This is a genomic window from Desulfonema magnum (assembly GCF_017377395.1).
Taxonomy (GTDB): domain Bacteria; phylum Desulfobacterota; class Desulfobacteria; order Desulfobacterales; family 4be13; genus Desulfonema_C; species Desulfonema_C magnum.
In genome coordinates this window covers 94,648-117,041 of record NZ_CP061800.1, presented here as the reverse complement: position 1 = coordinate 117,041, position 22,394 = coordinate 94,648, and the positions used below count along the sequence as shown (strand labels likewise).

The following is a 22,394-nucleotide window of genomic DNA, read 5'->3' as shown; positions in this document are numbered from 1 at the left end:
GTCACTCCTACGGACAGGGCTTCGGCCAGACAGGATCACATCCGTAAACAATCAGATCGAACCCGTATCCCCAGCCTGACCATAATATCCTTCGTCCCATGCCCCATCCCGCCACTTCTATAAGTTGGCCATACAAACCGCCTGTCATACCTGTCAGAGCTCCTCCCGCAAGGTTATTGATCGCATCTTGAATGTCTCCGCCAAGAATTAAGGTTCCGAAAAATCCGACAAACCCTCCTGCCACAGCTCCCGCGGCCGGCGTTCCGATACCGGATGCCACTGTGGCAGTGATTGCGCCGACAATAGCAATAGCGGCATTCTCTCCGGATGACAATTCAAGTCCTGACGGGTCATTCCAATTCACCGGATCATTCAGACAATAGCCGTACAGATCGGTATCCCCGCCTGCGAAGAGAATCGGGTCTTTGGCTGTCCATCTTCCTGTGCCCGGGTCGTAGTCTCTGTGGCCGAATCTTACAAGCCCTGTATCAGAATCATGCAGACCTCCGGCGAAACCGAAGGGGATTTCAAAGGGCGGCGTACCTTCCTCATCGAGTATATTGCCGAAGGAGTCGCATTCTCTTTTCAGCATGACATTCCCGGACGAATCCGAGACGGCTTTCAGCGAGCCGACCTGATCATATGCGAGGTAATACGTCACGCCGTCCTTTGTCATGGCGACGGGCATGCGGGCGTCCGCATATTCAAAGCGTATTTTCAGGGTGTCATCGGTGTTGTACACAGCCAGCAGGCGTGTCAGCCCCTGCCACAGATATTTCTCGGTGACAGTGCCGCCCACTTTCTTCGCAATGCGCCTGCCGAGCGGACCATGCACATATTCAATGACCGTGCTGTCAGGAAGCGTCACACTGAGAAGCTCGCCACGGAGGGAATAATCATACGTCGTGACATCCGTTTCCTGCGTTCTGCTGACGAGAAAGCCGTCATCATCGTGCTGATAAGACACGCCGCCTGCGGTGAGGAGGTTGTCCTCGTCGTTGTAACTCAGCGATTTGGTGACATCGTTCACTTCCTGATATGTGCGGATGCCGTAAGGACGGGTGTCGTACTGGTAACTTTCGGCAACAGCTCCGTCCTTCGTGACGGTCAGCAGCCGCCCGACTGTGTCGTAATCATACACATAAGTCGCCGTCGTGCCGTCGCCGAATGTCTCTGTCTTCTGAGTGATTCTGCCGTTGTCATCCCGCACAGCCGACCATGAGAACAGCCCCGTGCCGTTCACGGACGAACTTTCAGCATCCGTCTCGCCGTAGCCGCTGAAAGTCCGTGTCACGTCCAGCGCACCGCCGGAGACGCCTTCGGGAAGGCCGTTTCCGGCGTTCCGGTAAATGCTGAAATCCCCCTTACCGGTGAGCAGACCACTTTCGGAGTGTCAGCCGTTCAGTCGTCATACCCGTTCTCGCTCCGTGCGACCGGCTTCAGATCAAAAGCGATATTTGACAGCAGGCGACATTTGTCACATTTGAAATCGAATTTATTATGCAGCCGTCTTTCAAGATACCAGTCACCGCCGCAAATCGGGCATTTCCGGGCCATCTCCGCCTTCTCACTGTGTGTTTTATAGCGATAAAGGTAGTAGTAGGAGGGGCGGAAAACACTGGTAAGTCTTTCAGAAAGCTTCATGCCTTCACGAGAAAGGGGGCTGTCATATTTGGAAATCTGATCGTAGCCGAATTTCTCGCCTACACCGCTGCATATCCAGAAACGGTCGCACGAACGGTAATCATCAGCCCAGTCTGAAATTTCCGCCCTGAGATCGGGGTCACTGTCAGGAATCCTGTAAAGAGGTACGGGTTTGAAGCAATTCCCGCATCTTAAAGGCGGTTCGTCATCCAGGAATGAAGTATAGAGAATTATGAAACTCCGTATGCCGCAACTACAGCACTGTATCGTTCCGGGGTCGTCTCCGATGACGACCGTATCCAGCGGCCCCAGACCGGCCTCCTTGAAAGCAGATAGCAGGGACTGTAGCTGCTGACCGAAATTTTCAGCAGAAAGAGCATCGGCCTCCGGCGTAATCGTGTAAATACGAAAATCACCTTCGGTTCGGGCAATCGGCACGGAGTCACCTACAAGACATCCGTGTTCGGATAATCCTCTTACAAATTCTGAAACCGTTTCAGACTGCCTTTGTTCATCGTACATTTTGTCAAAGGGAATTCTTATTTCCGCTATTTTCATTATGCTGTCCGCCTGTTTTTACTAACATGATTTCTGATAAAAAATATAAGCGAAACACCCTGAAGTTACAGTTCCGCCCTCAGCATATCTTTCCGGAACAGTCGATACCGAAACGGGAATATCCGGCTGCGAGGCGGAACTGATGACTTATGATCCTATGAACTCGGAACTCCGAATTCATCGACCGGAAGATCCGGATTATTTAACAGACAGGGATTTTCCAATAATCTGATTTGCCATTCGAACATCAGTAACAGATTGGTATTTTTAAACAGCCGCCCATCTTTAGCTATTTTTATCAGTGCTTTTAGTATGTTCCATCTTTTATTTTTGATCTTGCCATCCTCCCTTTTTTTACAAATTTCTTCTTCGAGTTCACGAATTTTGTTCTGATCGCCTTTTGTATCTTTGAATTTCTGATAATATTCATCTTTACCCTGTTTAATTCCCTTGGTTTTGGAAAGGCCGTCAGAATCCGTCCAGTTCACCGGATCATTTACGCAATATCCGTAAAGATCGGTATCTCCTCCCTCAAAGAATATCGGATCCTTCGCTGTCCATTTTCCCGTTTCCGGGTCATAGTCACGGTAGCCGAATCTTACGAGGCCGGTATCTTTGTCATGCAGACCGCCTGCGAAGCCGAAAGGCACGGCAAACGCCGGATCGCTGTCTGAAATGATGTTCCCGAAGGTGTCGTATTCAATCTTTTTGACCACAGTTCCGGAACTGTCAGCAACAACTTTCAGCGTGCCGACCTGATCATACGCAAGATAATACGTCTCATCGCCGCTTGTCATGGCGGCGGGCATCCGTGCGTCCGCATATTCGAAGCGCATTTTCAGCGTGTCGTCGGCATTGTACACCGCCAGCAGGCGTGTCAGCCCCTGCCACAGATACTTCTCAGTGAGAGCGCCGTTCACCTTCTTCGGAATGCGTCTGCCGAGCGGGTCATGCATGTATCCGATGACCGTGCCGTCAGCTAGAAAGCTGGGTTTCGTTCCTCAACCCAACCTACGATACTACACAGGAGTCTGAGAACAGGAAAAATATTACTCCGTATCATTTTTATCTGTATCTTTGTATTCCGATTCCAACACAGATAAAAATTCATCCAAATCAACCGAATCCGATTCATCCGACAAAAAACGAATCATTTCTTTTCGAATCGCTCTTTCGGCAATATCTCTTAACCTGATTCCGCAATTATCTAAGCTTAACAAAAAATTTTTAACACCTCTCTGTCCCTCCTTTAATAAAGACTCGGTAGCAATCCGGAGGCACCTGACAGCATCTGGCTTTTTTCCCGTTTTATATAAAATTTCAGCCTCGTCAAATAGGTAGTTTATCCTCCATTCATCTATTTTCCGAGCTGCTTTCAGAAATTCCGAGGCTTTCTCATTTTCTCCTTTCACAATAAGCATTCTCGCTTTGAATACCAAAGCCTCCGGATAATATGGCCAGCTATCCAAAAAAGCATCCACCAATAAAATACCATTATTCGGATCTCCGCCCCCGTCAAAATATTTTTTATATACATTATTCCTGAATAAATCAGATAGAGACGGATAATCAGACAGTTTCATAAACAACCTCCCTTACGAGAGACTTTATCGGAAACAGGCTCCGGACTCCGATCTTACTTCTGAGGGCTTGTTTCCGATAAAGTCTTACAGAACTACACGAACTGCACAGAATAAAACATCAGGCATCCGGAGGATTTCCTCCGAAGATAATCGACCAGCCGACCGGCATACCGGTATTCGGATCTATGATTATAATAATAGGGAACTTAATGAAATATCTCGGGAGGACTTTAAGAGCCCCTCTCAGATGTTCCAGTCTTTTCAGCAGCTTTTTTTTCTTTTTACCACAAGCCTTATCTGCCTCATCTTCCATATCCCTGATCACATCGTCCAAGTAATCCTCAGCAGCTTCGACACCCTCTTTTCTGGCCTTGTCAACTGCTTCCTCAACATGTCCGTCATTAGAACTTAAAGGGCCCATTCCGTGCTGATCTTCGGCCAATCCCCAAGGATCAAAGCTGTTAACCGGATCATTCAGGCAGTAGCCGTAAAGATCGGTGTCTCCGCCGGCAAATCCTATCGGGTCTTTCGCAGTCCATCTTCCGATTTCGGGATCGTAATCACGGTGGCCGAATCTGACGAGGCCGGTATCTTTGTCATGCAGACCGCCTGCGAAGCCGAACGGCATTTCAAAAGGTAGCGTACTCACCTCGCTGAGAATGTTGCCGAAGGAGTCGTATTCTCTTTTCAGCAGCACATTCCCGGAACTGTCCGAGACAGCTTTCAGTGTGCCGACCATCCTTTTTCTGATAAGCAATACAAATTTGATTATCCCCTTATCTGGTTTTTTAATGAAAGGAGAATATCTGAGTGCAGTTTTTTATAATCACATATTCCGTCACCGAAGAAAAGCGGAGCGAGGGGCTTTTCTTTCAGAATAATTATGCAAAGCATGTGAGCTTTTTCCCTGTCTCCGCCGTATCCCTGCAATGACTTGCTGCTGTAATATGATCTGATATCCCTGATCTGGGAAAAGTCTGCATATCTGGTTCCTGCCATAGTTCTGAAGGTGATCCCGTTTTCTCCTATGGATATCTCTCTGGGAACTGCGAACATAATAAAGTAAAATATTGCGACAGCAGGCAGAAATATCAGCAGACGGGAATCGGAAGAGCCGCTTAAAATAAAAATTCCCCCGAGTCCCGCACAGAACACGGAAGACATTATCCCGATAAGAACAGTCAGCTTGTATTTGTAATTAGATTTGTATGTGCGCATCTGATATTTTATCCCTCAAAAATTTGAAAATCCCGGTCATGACATGCCAAACCGGGATTTTCAAGGTATGCTTTCTGATATCAGGGACAAACTTGTCCGACAATATCGAAAAGATTGCTTTCCCATATAATTCTGGAATGTTCCGCAACGGAATGCAACTCTATGGATGTTCCCGGTCCTGCCGAGATACCGGCGTTCACACCATGGTAGCCTCCCGGCATTACTGTCCATTCCGAGGTTGCCTGCACCCCTGTCCCATATGACCCGCCTGTGGATACGCTTTCACCTGTCAGGGCATATATGTCAGGGGCATTTGTCACCTGGATCTGGGCAGCGACTCCGGCTGCCGCTCCTCCCAGCCCGCCGCCCCCGGCATGTTCAATCAGTGCGATGTTAAGATTTGAATCTATTACACCTGTATATCCGGCCGTCATGGCTTTGCCCCCTCCGAGGGTCGCTGAAAGATCAATTCCGAGAGTGCCCTGCGGAATAGCAAATTCTGCCTTCGGATGATGATTTATATTATAACCGTGAAGTTTGGCATAAGAATCATAGCTGTTCCCCACAAGACTGCCTGACTCCAGCCCCGGCGGGTCGATAAAATTCACAGGATTGCTCATACAATATCCGTAGAGGTCTGTGTTTCCGCCGGAGAAGAGTATCGGGTCTTTGGCTGTCCATCTTCCGATTTCCGGGTCGTAATCACGGTAGCCGAATCTGACGAGGCCGGTGTCTCTGTCATACAGACCGCCTGCGAAACCGAAGGGGATTCCAAAGGGCGGCGTGCCTTCCTCATCGAGAATATTGCCGAAGGAGTCGTATTCTCTTTTCAGCAGCACATTCCCCGACGAATCGGAGACAGCTTTCAGAGAGCCGACCTGATCGTATGCAAGGTAATAAGTCGCACCGCCTGCTGTCATGGCGACGGGCATACGGCTGTCCGCATACTCGAAGCGCATGAGCAGATTATTATTACCGTCATACACAGCCAGCAGCCGTGTCAGCCCCTGCCAGAGATATTTCTCGGTGACAGTGCCGTCCACCCTTTTGGCAATGCGCCTGCCGAGGGGATCATGGATATATTCAATGCGCCTGCCGTCAGGCAGATCGGCCCGCAGCAGTTCGCCCCGTGAGGAATAAGCATACTCCGTCACCCCGGAGCCGTCCGTCTTCCTTTCGAGGAAACCGTCCGCATCGAAGTCATACTCCGTGCCTCCGGCTGTCAGAATCCGATCCTCATCATCAGAATCCGGGATTTTTTTCCGCACCGCCTCTCATCTCACAGGTGCGAGTTCCGTTCGGCTCATATCAGTATTTCTTTTAAGGGGGAAAAAACATTACTGAAGTCGGAGTGGAAAAAGTCTTACCTCTTTCCACCCTGAATAATTAACGGACATACCACCAAAGCCATAGTCGTATGTTTTTGTTATTTCTTTCTTTCGTATCAGGCCCTATGGAATAATCTCCGCACCCTTTCAATATACCGAGAATTCCTTTTTTCAGCTCTGACAATTCTTTTTTATTTACTGAGAGTAATAAATTTTTCCCATTCTCTTCAAAATCCCAATAATTCTTCGCGTTGTCATTGACATATCTTAATTTGAAAGTATTAGGAGAATACCATCCGGCTCTGCCACCCTTGTTATTAGGAATTTTGAGAATTTTGTCATCCGGTTTGCTGATTTTTATGGTCCTCAGACACGGATAAATAGATTTTTCCATTCTGTCCAACAAATCTGATAATGATCTTCCTCCGTTATTGTCAGCCGTCAGATTCCATCCCGGATAATTCCTCAGATTTTCTTTATATCGCCATAAAAATATCTGCCCTGACTGTCTCCAATTATTAACTTCGGGCGTGTTGATCTTTGAATTACATATCATTTTCCATATATCCTGAAACATGGAAGGGCAGGAAGTCCCGGTTTGTCAACACTCCGGAATCTCCTGCCTCTTTTAATCATTTATCTGCAATTGTTTTCATAGTGCGGATTGAGATAGTCTTCATCCCTGGCCAGCTCGCCAGCAATGGCATCAAAAGGATCCAGCAGTGAACCTATGATTCCGATAATCCCCGTCCAAAAGCTATGTCCGTTTATACCGTCCGTCTGATAATGAGGTCTTCCTTTTAAAGGACTGCCGTCATTTCCGCGCAGAATATTTCTGTCCGCATCCCTCAGTTCATGCCCCTTGTGTCTTAGTATGTCTTTGGTATTCCCATTCCTGGCAGCGACTTCGATTTCATGAGCTGACTGTTTGTTTTTACTCAGAACATTCTGACCGTCCCTTCTCGCTTTCACAGCTTTTTTCTTGGATATTTCTCTGACTATTTTATATGATTTTTCCGTCAGTCTTATAAGCCAGTGTGACATGCCTTCGGGATCAATCAGGTTAACCGAATCACTCAGGCAATACCCGTAAAGATCGGTGTCTCCGCCTCCGAATCCTATCGGGTCTTTGGCTGTCCATCTTCCGATTTCCGGGTCGTAATCACGGTGGCCGAATCTGACGAGGCCGGTGTCTTTGTCATGCAGGCCGCCTGCAAAACCGAAGGGGATTTCAAAGGGCGGTGTGCCTTCCTCATGGAGAATGTTGCCGAAGGAGTCGTATTCTCTTTTCAGCAGCACATTTCCTGACGAATCTGAGACGGCTTTCAGCGTGCCGACCTGATCGTATGCAAGGTAATAAGTCGCACCGCCTGCTGTCATGGCGACAGGCATTCTGCCATCCGCATACTCGAAGCGCATGAGCAGGTTGTCATTGCCGTCATACACAGCCAGCAGGCGTGTCAGCCCCTGCCAGAGATACTTCTCCGTGGGAATGCCGTTCACCTTCTTCGCAATGCGCCTGCCGAGGGGATCATGCACATATTCAATAAACCTTCCGTCAGGCAGATCGGCCCGCAACATCTCACCCCGTGAGGAATAACTGTAACTCGTGACCTCCTCATCCGCCCCGCCGGGGTTCACGGTCTTTGTTTCAAGGAAACCGTCCGCATCGAAGTCATACTCCGTGCCTCCGGCTGTGAGAATTCGATCCTCGTCCTCATAACTCAGAGTCCGAGATGCGATCCCTTTATGCACATAAAAAGTATTGTGTCTCCCCGAATTAGTCAGACAAAGAGTTGACCCTATTATGACCAAACGGCGGGTGAGGGTCATAGGTGTAAAGTTAAGGATACTTAACTAACCTGCTAACGGTATGATTTCAAAAAATAAATTCACATTTATCAGATTGAAAAGACGGAAAGACAGAGGCATGCCTTTACCCGGCTGCCCGAGTTCCGAGAGGTTTACCTTTACATATTTATAGTTTTCAAGAACTGCTCCGTCGATAAGTACATCAAGGGAGTTTTTTCTGCTTTTCTGCCTCTCTTTCCGGCATGTGTCAGTTATTTTTGCTATCATTTTCCTGACATGTTTTGCCGCTTTGTCAGCAGAATCCGAAAGCAGCACTGTCAGACCGGCTATGTTTCTTCTGAAATATTTCACTGTCTTGTCAATACTTACCTCTTCGCCGAGTATCCGCCATGCCTCTGATCTGGCATTCGAATAACAGTAGGATATGAACATCACAACTATCGCTTTTCCCAATACTTCGCACCTGAGCCTGTCCTCATTGTTTCTTACTTCTGTTTTATGAATGTTCAATACCGATTTAAACTGTTTGAAAAATAATTCCACAGACCATCTGATCGGATAAAATGCAAGGATGGTTCTCACATCCTCCGTTTTCTCAGCAGGAATATTTGTCATCATAAAGTTCCACTCACACAGTCGCAGTGATTCTTTCTTGGGGGTTCTTCCTTTCTTTTTGGCATTCTGACACATTTTTCTCCGTTTTTTGTTTGCAACTTCTTCCGGAACTCTGACTGCGAAAAAGCGTATCTTTATCTTTTTCTCTTTGTTTCCCGTATAACATTCGAATTCAAATATTGTCTCATTGCCGTTCAGCTTTTTCAATATCTCCGAGATTCCGATTCTCTCATATTCTTCCCCTTTCTTTATATACAGACCGATTCCGGAATAATTAAAACGGGATATGAAAAAGGCTTCTTTGTCATCAGTTATTTTCAGCATGTCCGCAATTGAATATCCCAGATCGAAAATAAGCAGATCATCCGCGCTGATCTGATCGCCCAGTGTCTTCGAATAACTCTGATCGTTACACGTTTGTTTTTTTATATCAAACAGCTGAATCACTCCGGTTTTGTAATCATACATTAACTGAACTTTGCAACCCGCAATGTTATATCCCGGAAATGCGGATTTCAGGCCCGGGGGCAGCTCCCATGACGAACTGTCAATAATATTCACTCTGCCGAACTGATTTAATACGTCAATATTGATATTATGTCCGTTTTCAGTCGCCGTTCTGAAAAAAAATGAAAAAACTTCTGTCAGAAAATCAATGGCATACTGATTAAAACGGTCATTTATTCCCGCCCTTGAAATACATTCGGACAGATTTTCCGCTATGGCACCCAGAGTTATTGTGGTCGTTGTCAGCGAACCGAAAGTCAGCGATATGAAAAATTCGAATGCGTCCAATTTCCGTTTTCTCTTTATGAAACCGGTTTTTTCAGCTATTTTTCTGATCTTTCCTTTTTTGAAAAACTTTTTAACTGTTCTGACATCAATTTTAATCTGTTTATTTATCATTGCACAGTCCTCCCAAATATGATCTTATGAGATTGTCGGATATTTTGTTTTTTTCACACAGTCCGGAATATCAGCATGTGCTGAGAGATGCAATGAAAAAGTAATTTGCGACACGGCATTTCTTGCATTTTATTTAAACAACAACCATATGTTATAAAAGGATATTTTTACAATTCAGCAGTTCCTTAACTTTACACCTATGTGATCTGATCGCCCAGTGTCTTCGAATAACTCTGATCGTTACACGTTTGTTTTTTTATATCAAACAGCTGAATCACTCCGGTTTTGTAATCATACATTAACTGAACTTTGCAACCCGCAATGTTATATCCCGGAAATGCGGATTTCAGGCCCGGGGGCAGCTCCCATGACGAACTGTCAATAATATTCACTCTGCCGAACTGATTTAATACGTCAATATTGATATTATGTCCGTTTTCAGTCGCCGTTCTGAAAAAAAATGAAAAAACTTCTGTCAGAAAATCAATGGCATACTGATTAAAACGGTCATTTATTCCCGCCCTTGAAATACATTCGGACAGATTTTCCGCTATGGCACCCAGAGTTATTGTGGTCGTTGTCAGCGAACCGAAAGTCAGCGATATGAAAAATTCGAATGCGTCCAATTTCCGTTTTCTCTTTATGAAACCGGTTTTTTCAGCTATTTTTCTGATCTTTCCTTTTTTGAAAAACTTTTTAACTGTTCTGACATCAATTTTAATCTGTTTATTTATCATTGCACAGTCCTCCCAAATATGATCTTATGAGATTGTCGGATATTTTGTTTTTTTCACACAGTCCGGAATATCAGCATGTGCTGAGAGATGCAATGAAAAAGTAATTTGCGACACGGCATTTCTTGCATTTTATTTAAACAACAACCATATGTTATAAAAGGATATTTTTACAATTCAGCAGTTCCTTAACTTTACACCTATGGATCAGATCAGCGCGGATGATCTGCTTATTTTCGATCTGGGATATTCAATTGCGGACATGCTGAAAATAACTGATGACAAAGAAGCCTTTTTCATATCCCGTTTTAATTATTCCGGAATCGGTCTGTATATAAAGAAAGGGGAAGAATATGAGAGAATCGGAATCTCGGAGATATTGAAAAAGCTGAACGGCAATGAGACAATATTTGAATTCGAATGTTATACGGGAAACAAAGAGAAAAAGATAAAGATACGCTTTTTCGCAGTCAGAGTTCCGGAAGAAGTTGCAAACAAAAAACGGAGAAAAATGTGTCAGAATGCCAAAAAGAAAGGAAGAACCCCCAAGAAAGAATCACTGCGACTGTGTGAGTGGAACTTTATGATGACAAATATTCCTGCTGAGAAAACGGAGGATGTGAGAACCATCCTTGCATTTTATCCGATCAGATGGTCTGTGGAATTATTTTTCAAACAGTTTAAATCGGTATTGAACATTCATAAAACAGAAGTAAGAAACAATGAGGACAGGCTCAGGTGCGAAGTATTGGGAAAAGCGATAGTTGTGATGTTCATATCCTACTGTTATTCGAATGCCAGATCAGAGGCATGGCGGATACTCGGCGAAGAGGTAAGTATTGACAAGACAGTGAAATATTTCAGAAGAAACATAGCCGGTCTGACAGTGCTGCTTTCGGATTCTGCTGACAAAGCGGCAAAACATGTCAGGAAAATGATAGCAAAAATAACTGACACATGCCGGAAAGAGAGGCAGAAAAGCAGAAAAAACTCCCTTGACGCACTTATCGACGGAGCAGTTCTTGAAAACTATAAATATGTAAAGGTAAACCTCTCGGAACTCGGGCAGCCGGGTAAAGGCATGCCTCTGTCTTTCCGTCTTTTCAATCTGATAAATGTGAATTTATTTTTTGAAATCATACCGTTAGCAGGTTAGTTAAGTATCCTTAACTTTACACCTATGGGTTGTCTCCCCGGAAGACCATGGTGCAGGAACGGGTTCCGAACGCGTCGCTCACAGGCGAGCTTCGGAGCGTTGCCACCGTGTCCGGGTTTCCGTCAAATATCACTGCCGAGGATTCCGGATCCTCGGGAATCATCTGAATTGCCTCCGCAACAGCAATGTCGTTCCACGGCACCTCGGCCTGACGCTGGGACGTGAGCAGCCCCTGTTTCCGGTAAACAAGGGTCATCACCGATCCGCCCTCAGCGGGAATGGAAAACCGCCCGTCCGCACCGGTAAACGCTGTTCCGTATTCGGGATGGCCCAGTATCATAACAGAGACATCCGCCAGGGGGAGGCCGTCCGCATTATGAACCAGCCCGGTGATTATGGAAAAACGTTTTGCATCGTAGCTCCCGACCGTGGCGTTTGTGGGAACCAGGTCCTCATATTGGCTGCCGAAGGAGCCTTCGGGCTGAGGTTCGGGACTGCCGGCCACCATAAGCACGGCCTCGGCACTCGCAGGACCCCCGGGACCGACAACGGTGACCGTATAAATTGTTGTGTGATCCGGCTGAAGTTCGAGTGAGCCGTCTGCCGGAACCTCGCCCACACCGTTGTCAATATAGGCAAACTCGGCATCGGTCGAAGTCCAGGAGAGAGTGGCTGTTCCGCCCTGTCCGAGCAGTTCCGGTGTGAGACTGACTTCCACGGAAGGCGGCGGGGGAAGTTCATCCACACAGATGGTCACATAAGAAGTGGCAGTGCCTGCGGCACCTGTGACCATGACGGTATAGATCGTGGTCTCCGCAGGTGATACTGTGACAGAGCCGCTCATTGGCACATAACCGACACCATTGTCTATGAAAACAGAATACGCATGTTCGGACTGCCATGTCAGGGTGGCGGAATCTCCGCTGCTGATAATCTGAAAATCAGCAGCAATCGTCACAGCACACGGCTGAAGCCCGAAATCACCAAGCAGAAAATCAAGTTTCACATTCCGGTTTGCAATGCTGATCTCGCGTATGGCCTCACGTCCGTCCGGCAGAACGGCTTTTACCGTGTAATCGCCCGGAGACAGGGGAATTCCGTATCCGCCTGCCGAAGCTGTGCGGGTCACTGCCCCGGATTCGGCGATCACAATTTCAATGTTTTCTGTTCCCTCGCCTGCGGTATAGACGCCGTCATTGTTCTGATCATCATAGACAACGCCCGTGAGAAAGGAATCATAATTCTCCGCTGACGCACCGAAGTCACAGGTAAACATATGGCAATAAGGATATTCCCCGTAAGAACCATGAGCAGCACAGAGACCGACTTCCTTAAAATCATTATTGAGGATATTTACGCGATGCCCCCGGCCCTCGACACCTGCGTCAATGAAAAGACTGTCATGTTTCCTTAATACCGCATCTGTCTCATCCAAAGGCTCGGAAGAGGCTCGGTATCCGATATTTTCACCATTAGTGCTGTAAAGATAACCGGCCGCTTCTATGCGGTCAGAAGGTGTCTGCCCTTCAGGTGTGTTATGCGCATAATATTGCCGGTCAATCATATCCTGTGAGTGAAGACAGGCAGCTTCGTACAGCCGGGCATTAAATGCCAGCGGCTGTGAAGGTTCTTCTGTAATCTCTCCTTCCGGAACTCCCTCGAAAAGCTCTATGCCCAGACGCTCCGCTTCCGCGTGCGGGTCGAGACGCGCACGATTGAGAGCTTCCAAGTGGGCCTGTTCCGCGGGAGAGGGATCGCCATATGCGTATTCGTTTCCGTCTCCGACATAAACTCTGACCCGGGCTGTGGCCGTGAGTCCCAGACCTGTGGCCGAAATTGTATAAGTCGTGGTCTCACCCGGTGATACCGTGACAGAACCGTTCAGGTCAGCATCACCGACATCCGGAGTGATCACACAGGTATCAGCGTTTTGGGAATGCCATGACAGCGTGCTCGTCTGTCCGGGCTGAATATTTATCGGATCTGCGCTGATGGTTACCACAGGCATCGGAGCTGTCACAATAACTGTAATCTGTTTATTGACAGTACCGGCGAGACCTGTGGCGGTGATGGTGTAAGTCGTCGTCTCAGTCGGCGAAATCTCAGCAGAGCCGTTCGGAACAGCATTGCCTATATCCGGCTCGATCACACACAAATCCGCATGGGTGGAACTCCATGTCAGAACCGCAGAATCACCTTCCTGAATAATTTCAGGCTCCGCACTGATGCTCACTGTGGGCGCTGACGCGACAGCAACTGTCACGCTGTCCGTGCCGGTGCCTGCGGTGCCTGTTGCCGTGATGGTATAAGTCGTCGTTTCAGTCATCGAAATTTCGACAGAGCCGTTCGGATCAGCATTGCCGATATCCGGTTCGATCACACAGGAATCCGCATGGGTTGTGTCCCATGTCAGCACCGAAGTTCCGCCAGGAGGAATAACTTCAGGTTGGGCAGTTATGCTTGCAGTGGCAAGCGGATAAATATAGGCTGAACCTGAATGGCTGTTATAATCTTTATAAAACGCGCCCACAATAGCATAACCGCCACTTATGGCCACAGATTTCCCGAAATAGGCAGATGCTTCCGCATCACTGGCAGTGAGCTTGGTCTGCGGGTTCCATTCCGTGCCCTCACGCTTAAAAATATATACGGCACCTGAACCTGATCCGGCATCATCGTCATAAGGAACACCTGCAACAGCGTAGTCACCATCAAGAAATACGGAGCTTCCGAAACAGTCATATGCTTCCGGATCATCGGCAGTGAGTTTTACCTGCTGACTCCATTCCGTGCCCTCACGCCTGAAGATATATGCAGCGCCTGAAGAGGTTCCTCCGTCGTCGTCATAAGAGGAACCCACAATGGCGTATTCATCGCTGAGGGAGACGGACATCCCGAAAGACTCATTTGCTGCCGCATCACTGGCGGTAAGTTTTGCCTGCTGGAGCCATTCCGTACCTTCATGTCTGAAAATATAGGCACAGCCTGAATCGGTTATCCTCCCCGGGGCATCACCGTCATCATCGCCCACAATGACATAATCACCGTTCATGGATACGGATATTCCGAAGCGCCTGCCACTTTCCGGATCATCGGGAGTGAGTTTTGCCCATAGGTGTAAAGTTAAGGAACTGCTGAATTGTAAAAATATCCTTTTATAACATATGGTTGTTGTTTAAATAAAATGCAAGAAATGCCGTGTCGCAAATTACTTTTTCATTGCATCTCTCAGCACATGCTGATATTCCGGACTGTGTGAAAAAAACAAAATATCCGACAATCTCATAAGATCATATTTGGGAGGACTGTGCAATGATAAATAAACAGATTAAAATTGATGTCAGAACAGTTAAAAAGTTTTTCAAAAAAGGAAAGATCAGAAAAATAGCTGAAAAAACCGGTTTCATAAAGAGAAAACGGAAATTGGACGCATTCGAATTTTTCATATCGCTGACTTTCGGTTCGCTGACAACGACCACAATAACTCTGGGTGCCATAGCGGAAAATCTGTCCGAATGTATTTCAAGGGCGGGAATAAATGACCGTTTTAATCAGTATGCCATTGATTTTCTGACAGAAGTTTTTTCATTTTTTTTCAGAACGGCGACTGAAAACGGACATAATATCAATATTGACGTATTAAATCAGTTCGGCAGAGTGAATATTATTGACAGTTCGTCATGGGAGCTGCCCCCGGGCCTGAAATCCGCATTTCCGGGATATAACATTGCGGGTTGCAAAGTTCAGTTAATGTATGATTACAAAACCGGAGTGATTCAGCTGTTTGATATAAAAAAACAAACGTGTAACGATCAGAGTTATTCGAAGACACTGGGCGATCAGATCAGCGCGGATGATCTGCTTATTTTCGATCTGGGATATTCAATTGCGGACATGCTGAAAATAACTGATGACAAAGAAGCCTTTTTCATATCCCGTTTTAATTATTCCGGAATCGGTCTGTATATAAAGAAAGGGGAAGAATATGAGAGAATCGGAATCTCGGAGATATTGAAAAAGCTGAACGGCAATGAGACAATATTTGAATTCGAATGTTATACGGGAAACAAAGAGAAAAAGATAAAGATACGCTTTTTCGCAGTCAGAGTTCCGGAAGAAGTTGCAAACAAAAAACGGAGAAAAATGTGTCAGAATGCCAAAAAGAAAGGAAGAACCCCCAAGAAAGAATCACTGCGACTGTGTGAGTGGAACTTTATGATGACAAATATTCCTGCTGAGAAAACGGAGGATGTGAGAACCATCCTTGCATTTTATCCGATCAGATGGTCTGTGGAATTATTTTTCAAACAGTTTAAATCGGTATTGAACATTCATAAAACAGAAGTAAGAAACAATGAGGACAGGCTCAGGTGCGAAGTATTGGGAAAAGCGATAGTTGTGATGTTCATATCCTACTGTTATTCGAATGCCAGATCAGAGGCATGGCGGATACTCGGCGAAGAGGTAAGTATTGACAAGACAGTGAAATATTTCAGAAGAAACATAGCCGGTCTGACAGTGCTGCTTTCGGATTCTGCTGACAAAGCGGCAAAACATGTCAGGAAAATGATAGCAAAAATAACTGACACATGCCGGAAAGAGAGGCAGAAAAGCAGAAAAAACTCCCTTGATGTACTTATCGACGGAGCAGTTCTTGAAAACTATAAATATGTAAAGGTAAACCTCTCGGAACTCGGGCAGCCGGGTAAAGGCATGCCTCTGTCTTTCCGTCTTTTCAATCTGATAAATGTGAATTTATTTTTTGAAATCATACCGTTAGCAGGTTAGTTAAGTATCCTTAACTTTACACCTATGGAGTTTTGCCTGCCGGGTCCATTCCGTGCCCTCATGTCTGAACACATATGCCGCGCCCGTCTGATATCCGAGATAATAATTTCCCGAATCTCCTACAACCACATACCCATCATGGATAAATACAGACTTTCCGAAACTGCTTGATACTTCGACATCGCCGGGGATAAGCTTGGCTTCCTCTGTCCACTCCGTGCCCTCACGCCTGAAGATATAGACAGAACCTGTACTATGGCCGTTATTATGATTAGGGTGCGGCTCTTTTAGGTCGACTTCCCTTCCACAAATTCCTTTGATGACAATTCGTCCAGAATGGCCGGGTCGGAATACTTTGAATAATGGTTTCTGTCAAATTCCTGAAGCTCATAAAATTTCCAATAATCATCAAAATCACCGCTTGATCTCAGTGATCGAAGCTTCAGCACCGCCTCCGCACCTTCCAGACTCCACCGGGCTCCGGTGATATCCATCCTGTCCCTGATCAGATGCCGGCAGGCGCCTTCGATCACACCTGTGGCAATCGGCAATCCCTCTCCGAGATACTCATTGTAACGCAGATACGGCGAATTTTTGAGAAGATAGTCGGCGCACACATCGACAGGTTTTCTCGAACTCCGTCTTATCTTCAGAAGGGTGGCGGACCTTCTCATCCCCCCGGCAACAAGACTGGCTCTGCCCCGCAATATTCCCAGAAGACGTTCTGAGACCCATTTTTCGGATGTCCTGCTTGCCTCATCATGAAAAACCCTCGCAGCTTTCCACAAATACTCGATGACGTGAATGATGTCCAGTATCACCACGGCGCTCACCGAAAATTTTTCGATCTGCCTGTTGACACTTTTCAACTGATGAGGATCCCCATCAACCAGACACACCCACTTTTTGCTGTTTGACGGGTCTCTTCTCAGAGCCTCCTCGAAAATCTCACGAATGACATCCTCCCGACTTTTCTCCAGACTTGCCCACACCCTCTTTGCCACGGGGCGGGGCCTTCCTTTTTTTTCCGATTCCGATTCCGGTGCGAATTCTCCTGCCACAGATTCGGGGGAGCGTACAAATCTCTCCATATGATAAACTGACGCGACAGTTGCCATGCGCTTACGATTTTTCTTTTCTCCCTTGGAGATTCTCTTATTCAGCTTTCTTCGGGCATTTTCAGCCTTTTTCCTTGTCTCCTCCCTCAGATCCTCCTTCCTGACAACTATTCCCTTGCCATCCGTTGTCAGAATCAGCAAAGGCAGTTTTTCCGCCTCCCCGGGCAGGAGGCTGCAAGTCTGCTCATAATACTCGTCAAAACACCGCACCGCCTTCCGGGACAGGTGTTCCGCCTGTCTTTTATGCATTCTCACTCCGGTCTGCCGTCTGATCGAATCTGTCGCTTCCGAAAAAGAACTTTTCGAGACTTCCAGGGCAAGTGCCTTTCTGATTCCGTAAGAATGGATGCCTTCGGGAAGATTCAGGACAGCATCCAGGGGAAACAGACTGCTCTTCCCGGGACGCGAATAACCTGTGCGTTTTATTCTCACCTTCCCGAACACTGTCATCACTGTCCTTTCCCGCAATATCTTATGAGTTCGTTCAATGCCATCGGAACCGGTCACGGATTTCCATACGTCATCTCCGCAAGCCCGGATTCTCAGATGATCTTCCATGAGTCTTCGCATCAGTTCGCGGCCTTCGCCGGACAAAAGATTTTCCAAATCACTGTGAGTCATAGAATGACTTTCAGGCAACTCCAGATGGCCGATGAGTTCCAGATATTTCTCTGTCGAGGCGGCGAAGGCAACTTCTGTTGTTGACAAGGACGACAATTATGATTTTCTTTCCTGTTTGCCATTTATCAGCATTTCCCTCATATGACTGTCCACTTTTCATACATAGCAAATAATACATAAAAAATCAAGGATAAAAATTTGTATCATTTATATATGATTGAATTTTCCACTCGACCTAAAAGAGCCGCACCCTTATGATTATCAGGTGAGCCTATGGCAGCATAATCGCCGCTTACAGATACGGAAGTTCCGAAAAGGTCATGTTTGGCGCCGTCGCCGGGTGTGAGTCTGGCTTCCCTGGTCCAGACAAAACCGTCCCGTCTGAAAATCCAGGCCGAGCCTATGTCATCTCCGCTGTCATCATAGGGTACTCCCACAATGGCACAGTCGCCGTCCATACTTACGGAAAATCCCAGATCATCCGTTTCCGAGGGATCGCCCGTGATAAGTCTGAGTTCGGAAGAAAATGTATGGCTGACTGTCACCATGCCCTCGCTGTAACTCACGACCGGATCATATATCCCGTCATTAATCACAGCATAGATATAATACATTCCTTCCGGCATTTCTGCCGTATTCCACAGATATGTGTCCCCGGAACCGTCAGGGGTCTCATTCAGCCCGCTGACGATCAGGGTTCCGTCAGCACCGCTGTTGTCTGTATCATAGTACAGAGAAATTTCCGCATCATCATCAGGATTAATATCTGTCCATTTTATTAGAAACTGTGTGTCTGCAAAATTATCTCCGTCCGGTTCGAGCACATTGATCGCCGGTGCGGCGAGAATATTCTCAATCGAATAGATATAAGCCGAACCGGAGCTGCCTCCGTAGTCATCATCACGGGAAGCTCCCACAATGAAGTAGCCGCCGCTGACGGACACAGATATTCCGAAATCATCATATTTTTCAGCGTCACTGGCTTTGCATCTGGCATATGGAGACCACTCTGATCCGTTGTGTTTAAAAATCCAGACTTCCTCTGAATTGCCATCCCCGCCGGGCGATCCCACAACAATATGGTCACCGTTCAGGGAGACGGAGTCTCCAAAAAGGTCGCGTCCTTTCGGATCAGTGGCGGTGAGTACGGCTTCCTTAATCCAGTCCGAGCCGTCATGCCTGTAAACGTGAGCCGCACCTGGATTGTCGTATTTATATCTGAAACGGCCGGAAACCCTTGCCCCTGCCCCTGCGACAAGGCAGTCACCGCTTATAGCCAGGGAACAGCCAAAGTTATCTGTGATTTGATGGTTATAACCCGAGTAAGTTCTGAGACTATTCTTCCGTCTCCATTCCGTCCCCTCACGCTTGTAAATATATACTTTGCCTGAGTAAACATGAGGACCGCCCTGGCAACCCCAACGAAAATCAAGGTGGGAACTTACAACAGCATAGTCTCCGCTGATAGCCACAGACCGTCCGAAATATTTTTCACCTGTCTGTTCATAGGTGGACAGCTTGGCTTCCTCGGTCCATGTGTCACCGTCACGCCTGAATATGTAGGCTGCTCCTTCGTCAGTCGTGAGACTACCGGAACCTTCAGGAGCGCCTACAATGGCGTAGTCACCACTGATGGCTACGGAGGTTCCGAAATAGTCATACATTTCGATGTCATTGCCCACAAGTCTGGCCTGCTCAACCCATTCTGTGCCTTCACGCCTGAATATATATGCAGCGCCTGAATAATATGCTCCGGAATGATAATCAGAGTCCCCCACGATAGCATAGTCACCGCTGATGGCTACAGAATTTCCGGATTTGCCCAGTTTGGTCTGTTCAACCCATTCCGTGCCTTCACGCCTGAATATATATGTATCGCAACTGTCATTCAGACTTCCGACAACAGCATAGTCTCCGCTGATGGCTACGGAACCTCCAAAAAAATCAGATTCTGCCGCATCACTGGCTGTGAGCTTGATTTCATTAGAAAAAGTCGTATGATCAACTGTCAGCATACCCTCGCTGTAGTGTGTCGCCTCACTCACTCCGTCGTTAATCACAGCATACACATAATATGCTCCTTCGGGTATCTCTGCCGTATTCCAGACATATTCGCCATAGGAATCCGTCGAAGCCATGCTCAGACCTCTTACAATCAATATTCCGTCTTCACCGCTGTTATCCGTATCATAGAAGAGAGAAACTGACACAGTCCCGCTATCCGGACTGACATCGGTCCATTGTATCCTAAAGTTTCTGTGAGCGATATCGTTAGCACCGTCCGGTTCAATAACCGTGACGGACAGAGGAAAAATCACCTCGACATCGGCATCGGCAGCAGCCGTGCCGCCGGGGCCGGTGGCAGTGACAGTGTATGTTGTTGTTTCTGTTGGCGATATTGTGACAGAACCGTTTAAATCAACATTGCCGATATCAGGGGTGATTGAACAGGATTCCGCATCGGTCGAAGTCCATGTCAGTACTGACGACTCGCCGGACTGAATCGTCACAGGATCGGCACCTGTTGTAACAGTAGGAAGAGGATAACTTACTGTTATTATGATGCTTCGGGTTGATGTGCCTCCGGGGCCGGAAGCCGTGAGCGTATAGGTCGTTGTCTCAGAAGGCTGCAACGTCACCGAACCGCTCACGCCCGCGCTGCCGATCCCCTGATCAATGGTCACAGTGTCGGCATTGGCAACCTCCCATGTCAGGACGCTGGTCTCACCGGCCGTTATCGTTTCCGGGCTCGCTGCGAACGTGACGATCTCCGGCGGGGGGACAGATTCCGTTATTGTCACCGTACCGCCGCTGTAAACCGTGACAGGAGCATTCACGCTGTCGCTGATCACGCCGTACACATAATAATCCCCGGGGGACAGGCCCGAGGTGTCCCATTCATATTCGTCCCCTGTGCCGTCCGCGTCCTCGCCCAGACCGCCCGCAATGAGCGTTCCGTCGGCTCCGGAGCTGTCCGTGTCATAATACAGGGAAATCTGAGCGTCGTCATCAGGATCGTCATCTGTCCACCTTATAATATAGGTATCACCTGCCGTGTCATCCGTGCCGTCCGGCTCGGTGAGCGTGAGAGACGGAGCGGTGTTTCCGCCTGTTGTCACCACGGCGGGATCGCTCTGTGCCGAGCAGTTTCCCGCGGCATCGCAGGCGCTCACCGTATAGGTGTAAGCTGTCTGCGGAACGATACCGTCGCTGTCATCATAAGCCGTCTCCGTGACATTGTCCGCAATGTTCACGCTGTCACGAAAAATCTCATAATGGTCAACAGCCATGTTGTCCGAGGACGGGTCCCAGGAGAGACTTGTCTGATATCCGAAAACCACCGGAATTTCCACGGCAGTGAGATTCTGCGGAACAGTCGGAGGCTCCGTGTCCGTGCCCTGTCCGGGGATCATCAGTTCAATTTTGTCACAGATCAGCATCTCATGATTGGGATAATTCACGTTCACATTCACAAGTCCGTAAGTTCCCTGAGAGGAGGCGTCCAAATCAGAGACACTGACGGATGTCTCCCCCGGTCCGAGGGTCAGCCCGCTCATGTCGTGCCATGTGCCGGTTTCTCCCATCACCCGGCGGTCCGGATCGTCAAAGCTGATTTTCGGAACAAAGGTGACGGTCCCCTCGGAGCTGTTGTGCCATGTCACGGCGATTCTCTCACCCGGTGCGAACGCTCTCGCAGGCCCTGTCACGCCCTGATGGTCATAGGACCCGTTTGTTCCCACGGTGACCGTGGTTCCCCCGGGACCGATATCACGGTAATTCGTGTAACAGTCCTTTATGACGGTGTCCCATCCGGCAATGCCGAAGCGGTTCCCGGACTCATCTCCCCCGAAATTCGCCAGCAGGAGAACGTAACCGGATCCGACAGTCACAGTCAGCGGATCCGAATGCGCGGATTCGTTTCCCGGGACGTCATAAGCCGTGACCGTGTAAACATAAGTTCCCGGAGTCACATCATAAATCACATACACGGCATCCGGAGCCGTTCCGATCTCCGTGCCGTCCCCGCTGTAAATCCGGTACCCGGCCGTGGCGACGTTGTCCGACGAGGGATTCCAGGTCAGACGGACCTGCGGGCCGGGCATGATCTCAGCGGCCAGGCCTTCCGGGACAGAGGGAGGCTCCGTGTCGGCCTCCCCGGATGTCAGTTCAATTCTGTCGCAGATCAGGACCTCATGATTGGAATAATTCACGTTCACATTCACAAGTCCGTAAGTTCCCTGAGAGGAGGCGTCCGAATCAAAGACACTGACGGATGTCTCCCCCGGTCCGAGGGTCAGCCCCATAGGTGTAAA

At 47.8% G+C, this 22,394-nt stretch carries 17 protein-coding genes; 2 read left to right on the top strand and 15 right to left on the bottom strand.

What is annotated here, in order from left to right; translation table 11 throughout:
• Positions 1 to 7 precede the first annotated feature (7 nt).
• From dnm_RS00470 to dnm_RS00420, 11 genes are all read right to left on the bottom strand, one after another.
• Entirely contained in the window at positions 8 to 1,378 is a 1,371-nt protein-coding gene (locus tag dnm_RS00470; RefSeq protein ID WP_207683552.1) for an RHS repeat-associated core domain-containing protein, read from the bottom strand.
• A gap of 23 nt (positions 1,379 to 1,401) precedes the next feature.
• Positions 1,402 to 2,202, bottom strand: a complete 801-nt coding sequence (locus tag dnm_RS00465; protein WP_207680753.1) for a DUF2310 family Zn-ribbon-containing protein — start codon at positions 2,200 to 2,202, stop codon at positions 1,402 to 1,404.
• Positions 2,203 to 2,357: 155 nt separating this feature from the next.
• Complete coding sequence (locus tag dnm_RS00460; RefSeq protein WP_207680752.1) at positions 2,358 to 3,158, bottom strand: RHS repeat domain-containing protein; 801 nt, start codon at positions 3,156 to 3,158, stop codon at positions 2,358 to 2,360.
• A 93-nt stretch (positions 3,159 to 3,251) separates the two neighbouring features.
• Positions 3,252 to 3,785, bottom strand: coding sequence for a tetratricopeptide repeat protein (locus tag dnm_RS00455; protein ID WP_207680751.1), 534 nt, complete (start codon positions 3,783 to 3,785; stop codon positions 3,252 to 3,254).
• 118 nt (positions 3,786 to 3,903) lie between these two features.
• Positions 3,904 to 4,542, bottom strand: a complete 639-nt coding sequence (locus dnm_RS00450; RefSeq protein WP_207680750.1) for an RHS repeat domain-containing protein — start codon at positions 4,540 to 4,542, stop codon at positions 3,904 to 3,906.
• A gap of 11 nt (positions 4,543 to 4,553) precedes the next feature.
• Entirely contained in the window at positions 4,554 to 5,003 is a 450-nt protein-coding gene (locus dnm_RS00445) for a hypothetical protein (protein WP_207680749.1), read from the bottom strand.
• A gap of 80 nt (positions 5,004 to 5,083) precedes the next feature.
• Complete coding sequence (locus dnm_RS00440) at positions 5,084 to 6,271, bottom strand: RHS repeat domain-containing protein (RefSeq protein WP_207680748.1); 1,188 nt, start codon at positions 6,269 to 6,271, stop codon at positions 5,084 to 5,086.
• Between the two features lie 118 nt (positions 6,272 to 6,389).
• Positions 6,390 to 6,887, bottom strand: a complete 498-nt coding sequence (locus dnm_RS00435; RefSeq protein ID WP_207680747.1) for a hypothetical protein — start codon at positions 6,885 to 6,887, stop codon at positions 6,390 to 6,392.
• Positions 6,888 to 6,967: 80 nt separating this feature from the next.
• Complete coding sequence (locus tag dnm_RS00430) at positions 6,968 to 8,086, bottom strand: RHS repeat domain-containing protein (RefSeq protein ID WP_246556154.1); 1,119 nt, start codon at positions 8,084 to 8,086, stop codon at positions 6,968 to 6,970.
• A 102-nt stretch (positions 8,087 to 8,188) separates the two neighbouring features.
• A complete protein-coding gene (locus dnm_RS00425) occupies positions 8,189 to 9,664 on the bottom strand; it encodes an IS4 family transposase (RefSeq protein WP_207679109.1) in 1,476 nt (491 codons plus the stop codon).
• Positions 9,665 to 9,861: 197 nt separating this feature from the next.
• The gene (locus tag dnm_RS00420) at positions 9,862 to 10,401 is read right to left on the bottom strand and encodes a hypothetical protein (RefSeq protein WP_207680745.1); all 540 of its coding nucleotides are present in this window, start codon (positions 10,399 to 10,401) and stop codon (positions 9,862 to 9,864) included.
• A gap of 199 nt (positions 10,402 to 10,600) precedes the next feature.
• On the opposite strand from dnm_RS00420, the gene dnm_RS00415 reads away from it, so the two are divergent.
• The gene (locus tag dnm_RS00415) at positions 10,601 to 11,554 is read left to right on the top strand and encodes a transposase (protein ID WP_207680744.1); all 954 of its coding nucleotides are present in this window, start codon (positions 10,601 to 10,603) and stop codon (positions 11,552 to 11,554) included.
• 22 nt (positions 11,555 to 11,576) lie between these two features.
• Here dnm_RS00415 and dnm_RS00410 read toward each other — a convergent pair whose 3' ends face one another.
• A complete protein-coding gene (locus tag dnm_RS00410) occupies positions 11,577 to 14,705 on the bottom strand; it encodes a CAP domain-containing protein (protein ID WP_276571920.1) in 3,129 nt (1,042 codons plus the stop codon).
• Positions 14,706 to 14,866: 161 nt separating this feature from the next.
• Here dnm_RS00410 and dnm_RS00405 point away from each other — a divergent pair, with 161 nt between their 5' ends.
• Positions 14,867 to 16,342: an IS4 family transposase gene (locus dnm_RS00405; protein WP_207679109.1), complete on the top strand. Its 1,476-nt coding sequence runs from the start codon at positions 14,867 to 14,869 to the stop codon at positions 16,340 to 16,342.
• On the opposite strand, the gene dnm_RS31495 is transcribed toward dnm_RS00405, so the two are convergent.
• From dnm_RS31495 to dnm_RS00390, 3 genes are all read right to left on the bottom strand, one after another.
• On the bottom strand, positions 16,343 to 16,579 hold the full coding sequence (locus dnm_RS31495; protein WP_353740355.1) for an FG-GAP repeat protein: 237 nt from the start codon (positions 16,577 to 16,579) through the stop codon (positions 16,343 to 16,345).
• Positions 16,580 to 16,629: 50 nt separating this feature from the next.
• Positions 16,630 to 18,177: an ISKra4 family transposase gene (locus dnm_RS00395; protein ID WP_207679586.1), complete on the bottom strand. Its 1,548-nt coding sequence runs from the start codon at positions 18,175 to 18,177 to the stop codon at positions 16,630 to 16,632.
• A gap of 107 nt (positions 18,178 to 18,284) precedes the next feature.
• Positions 18,285 to 22,385 carry a hypothetical protein gene (locus dnm_RS00390; RefSeq protein ID WP_207680742.1) on the bottom strand — a complete coding sequence of 1,367 codons (4,101 nt, stop codon included), beginning with the start codon at positions 22,383 to 22,385 and terminating at the stop codon, positions 18,285 to 18,287.
• Positions 22,386 to 22,394: the final 9 nt, after the last annotated feature.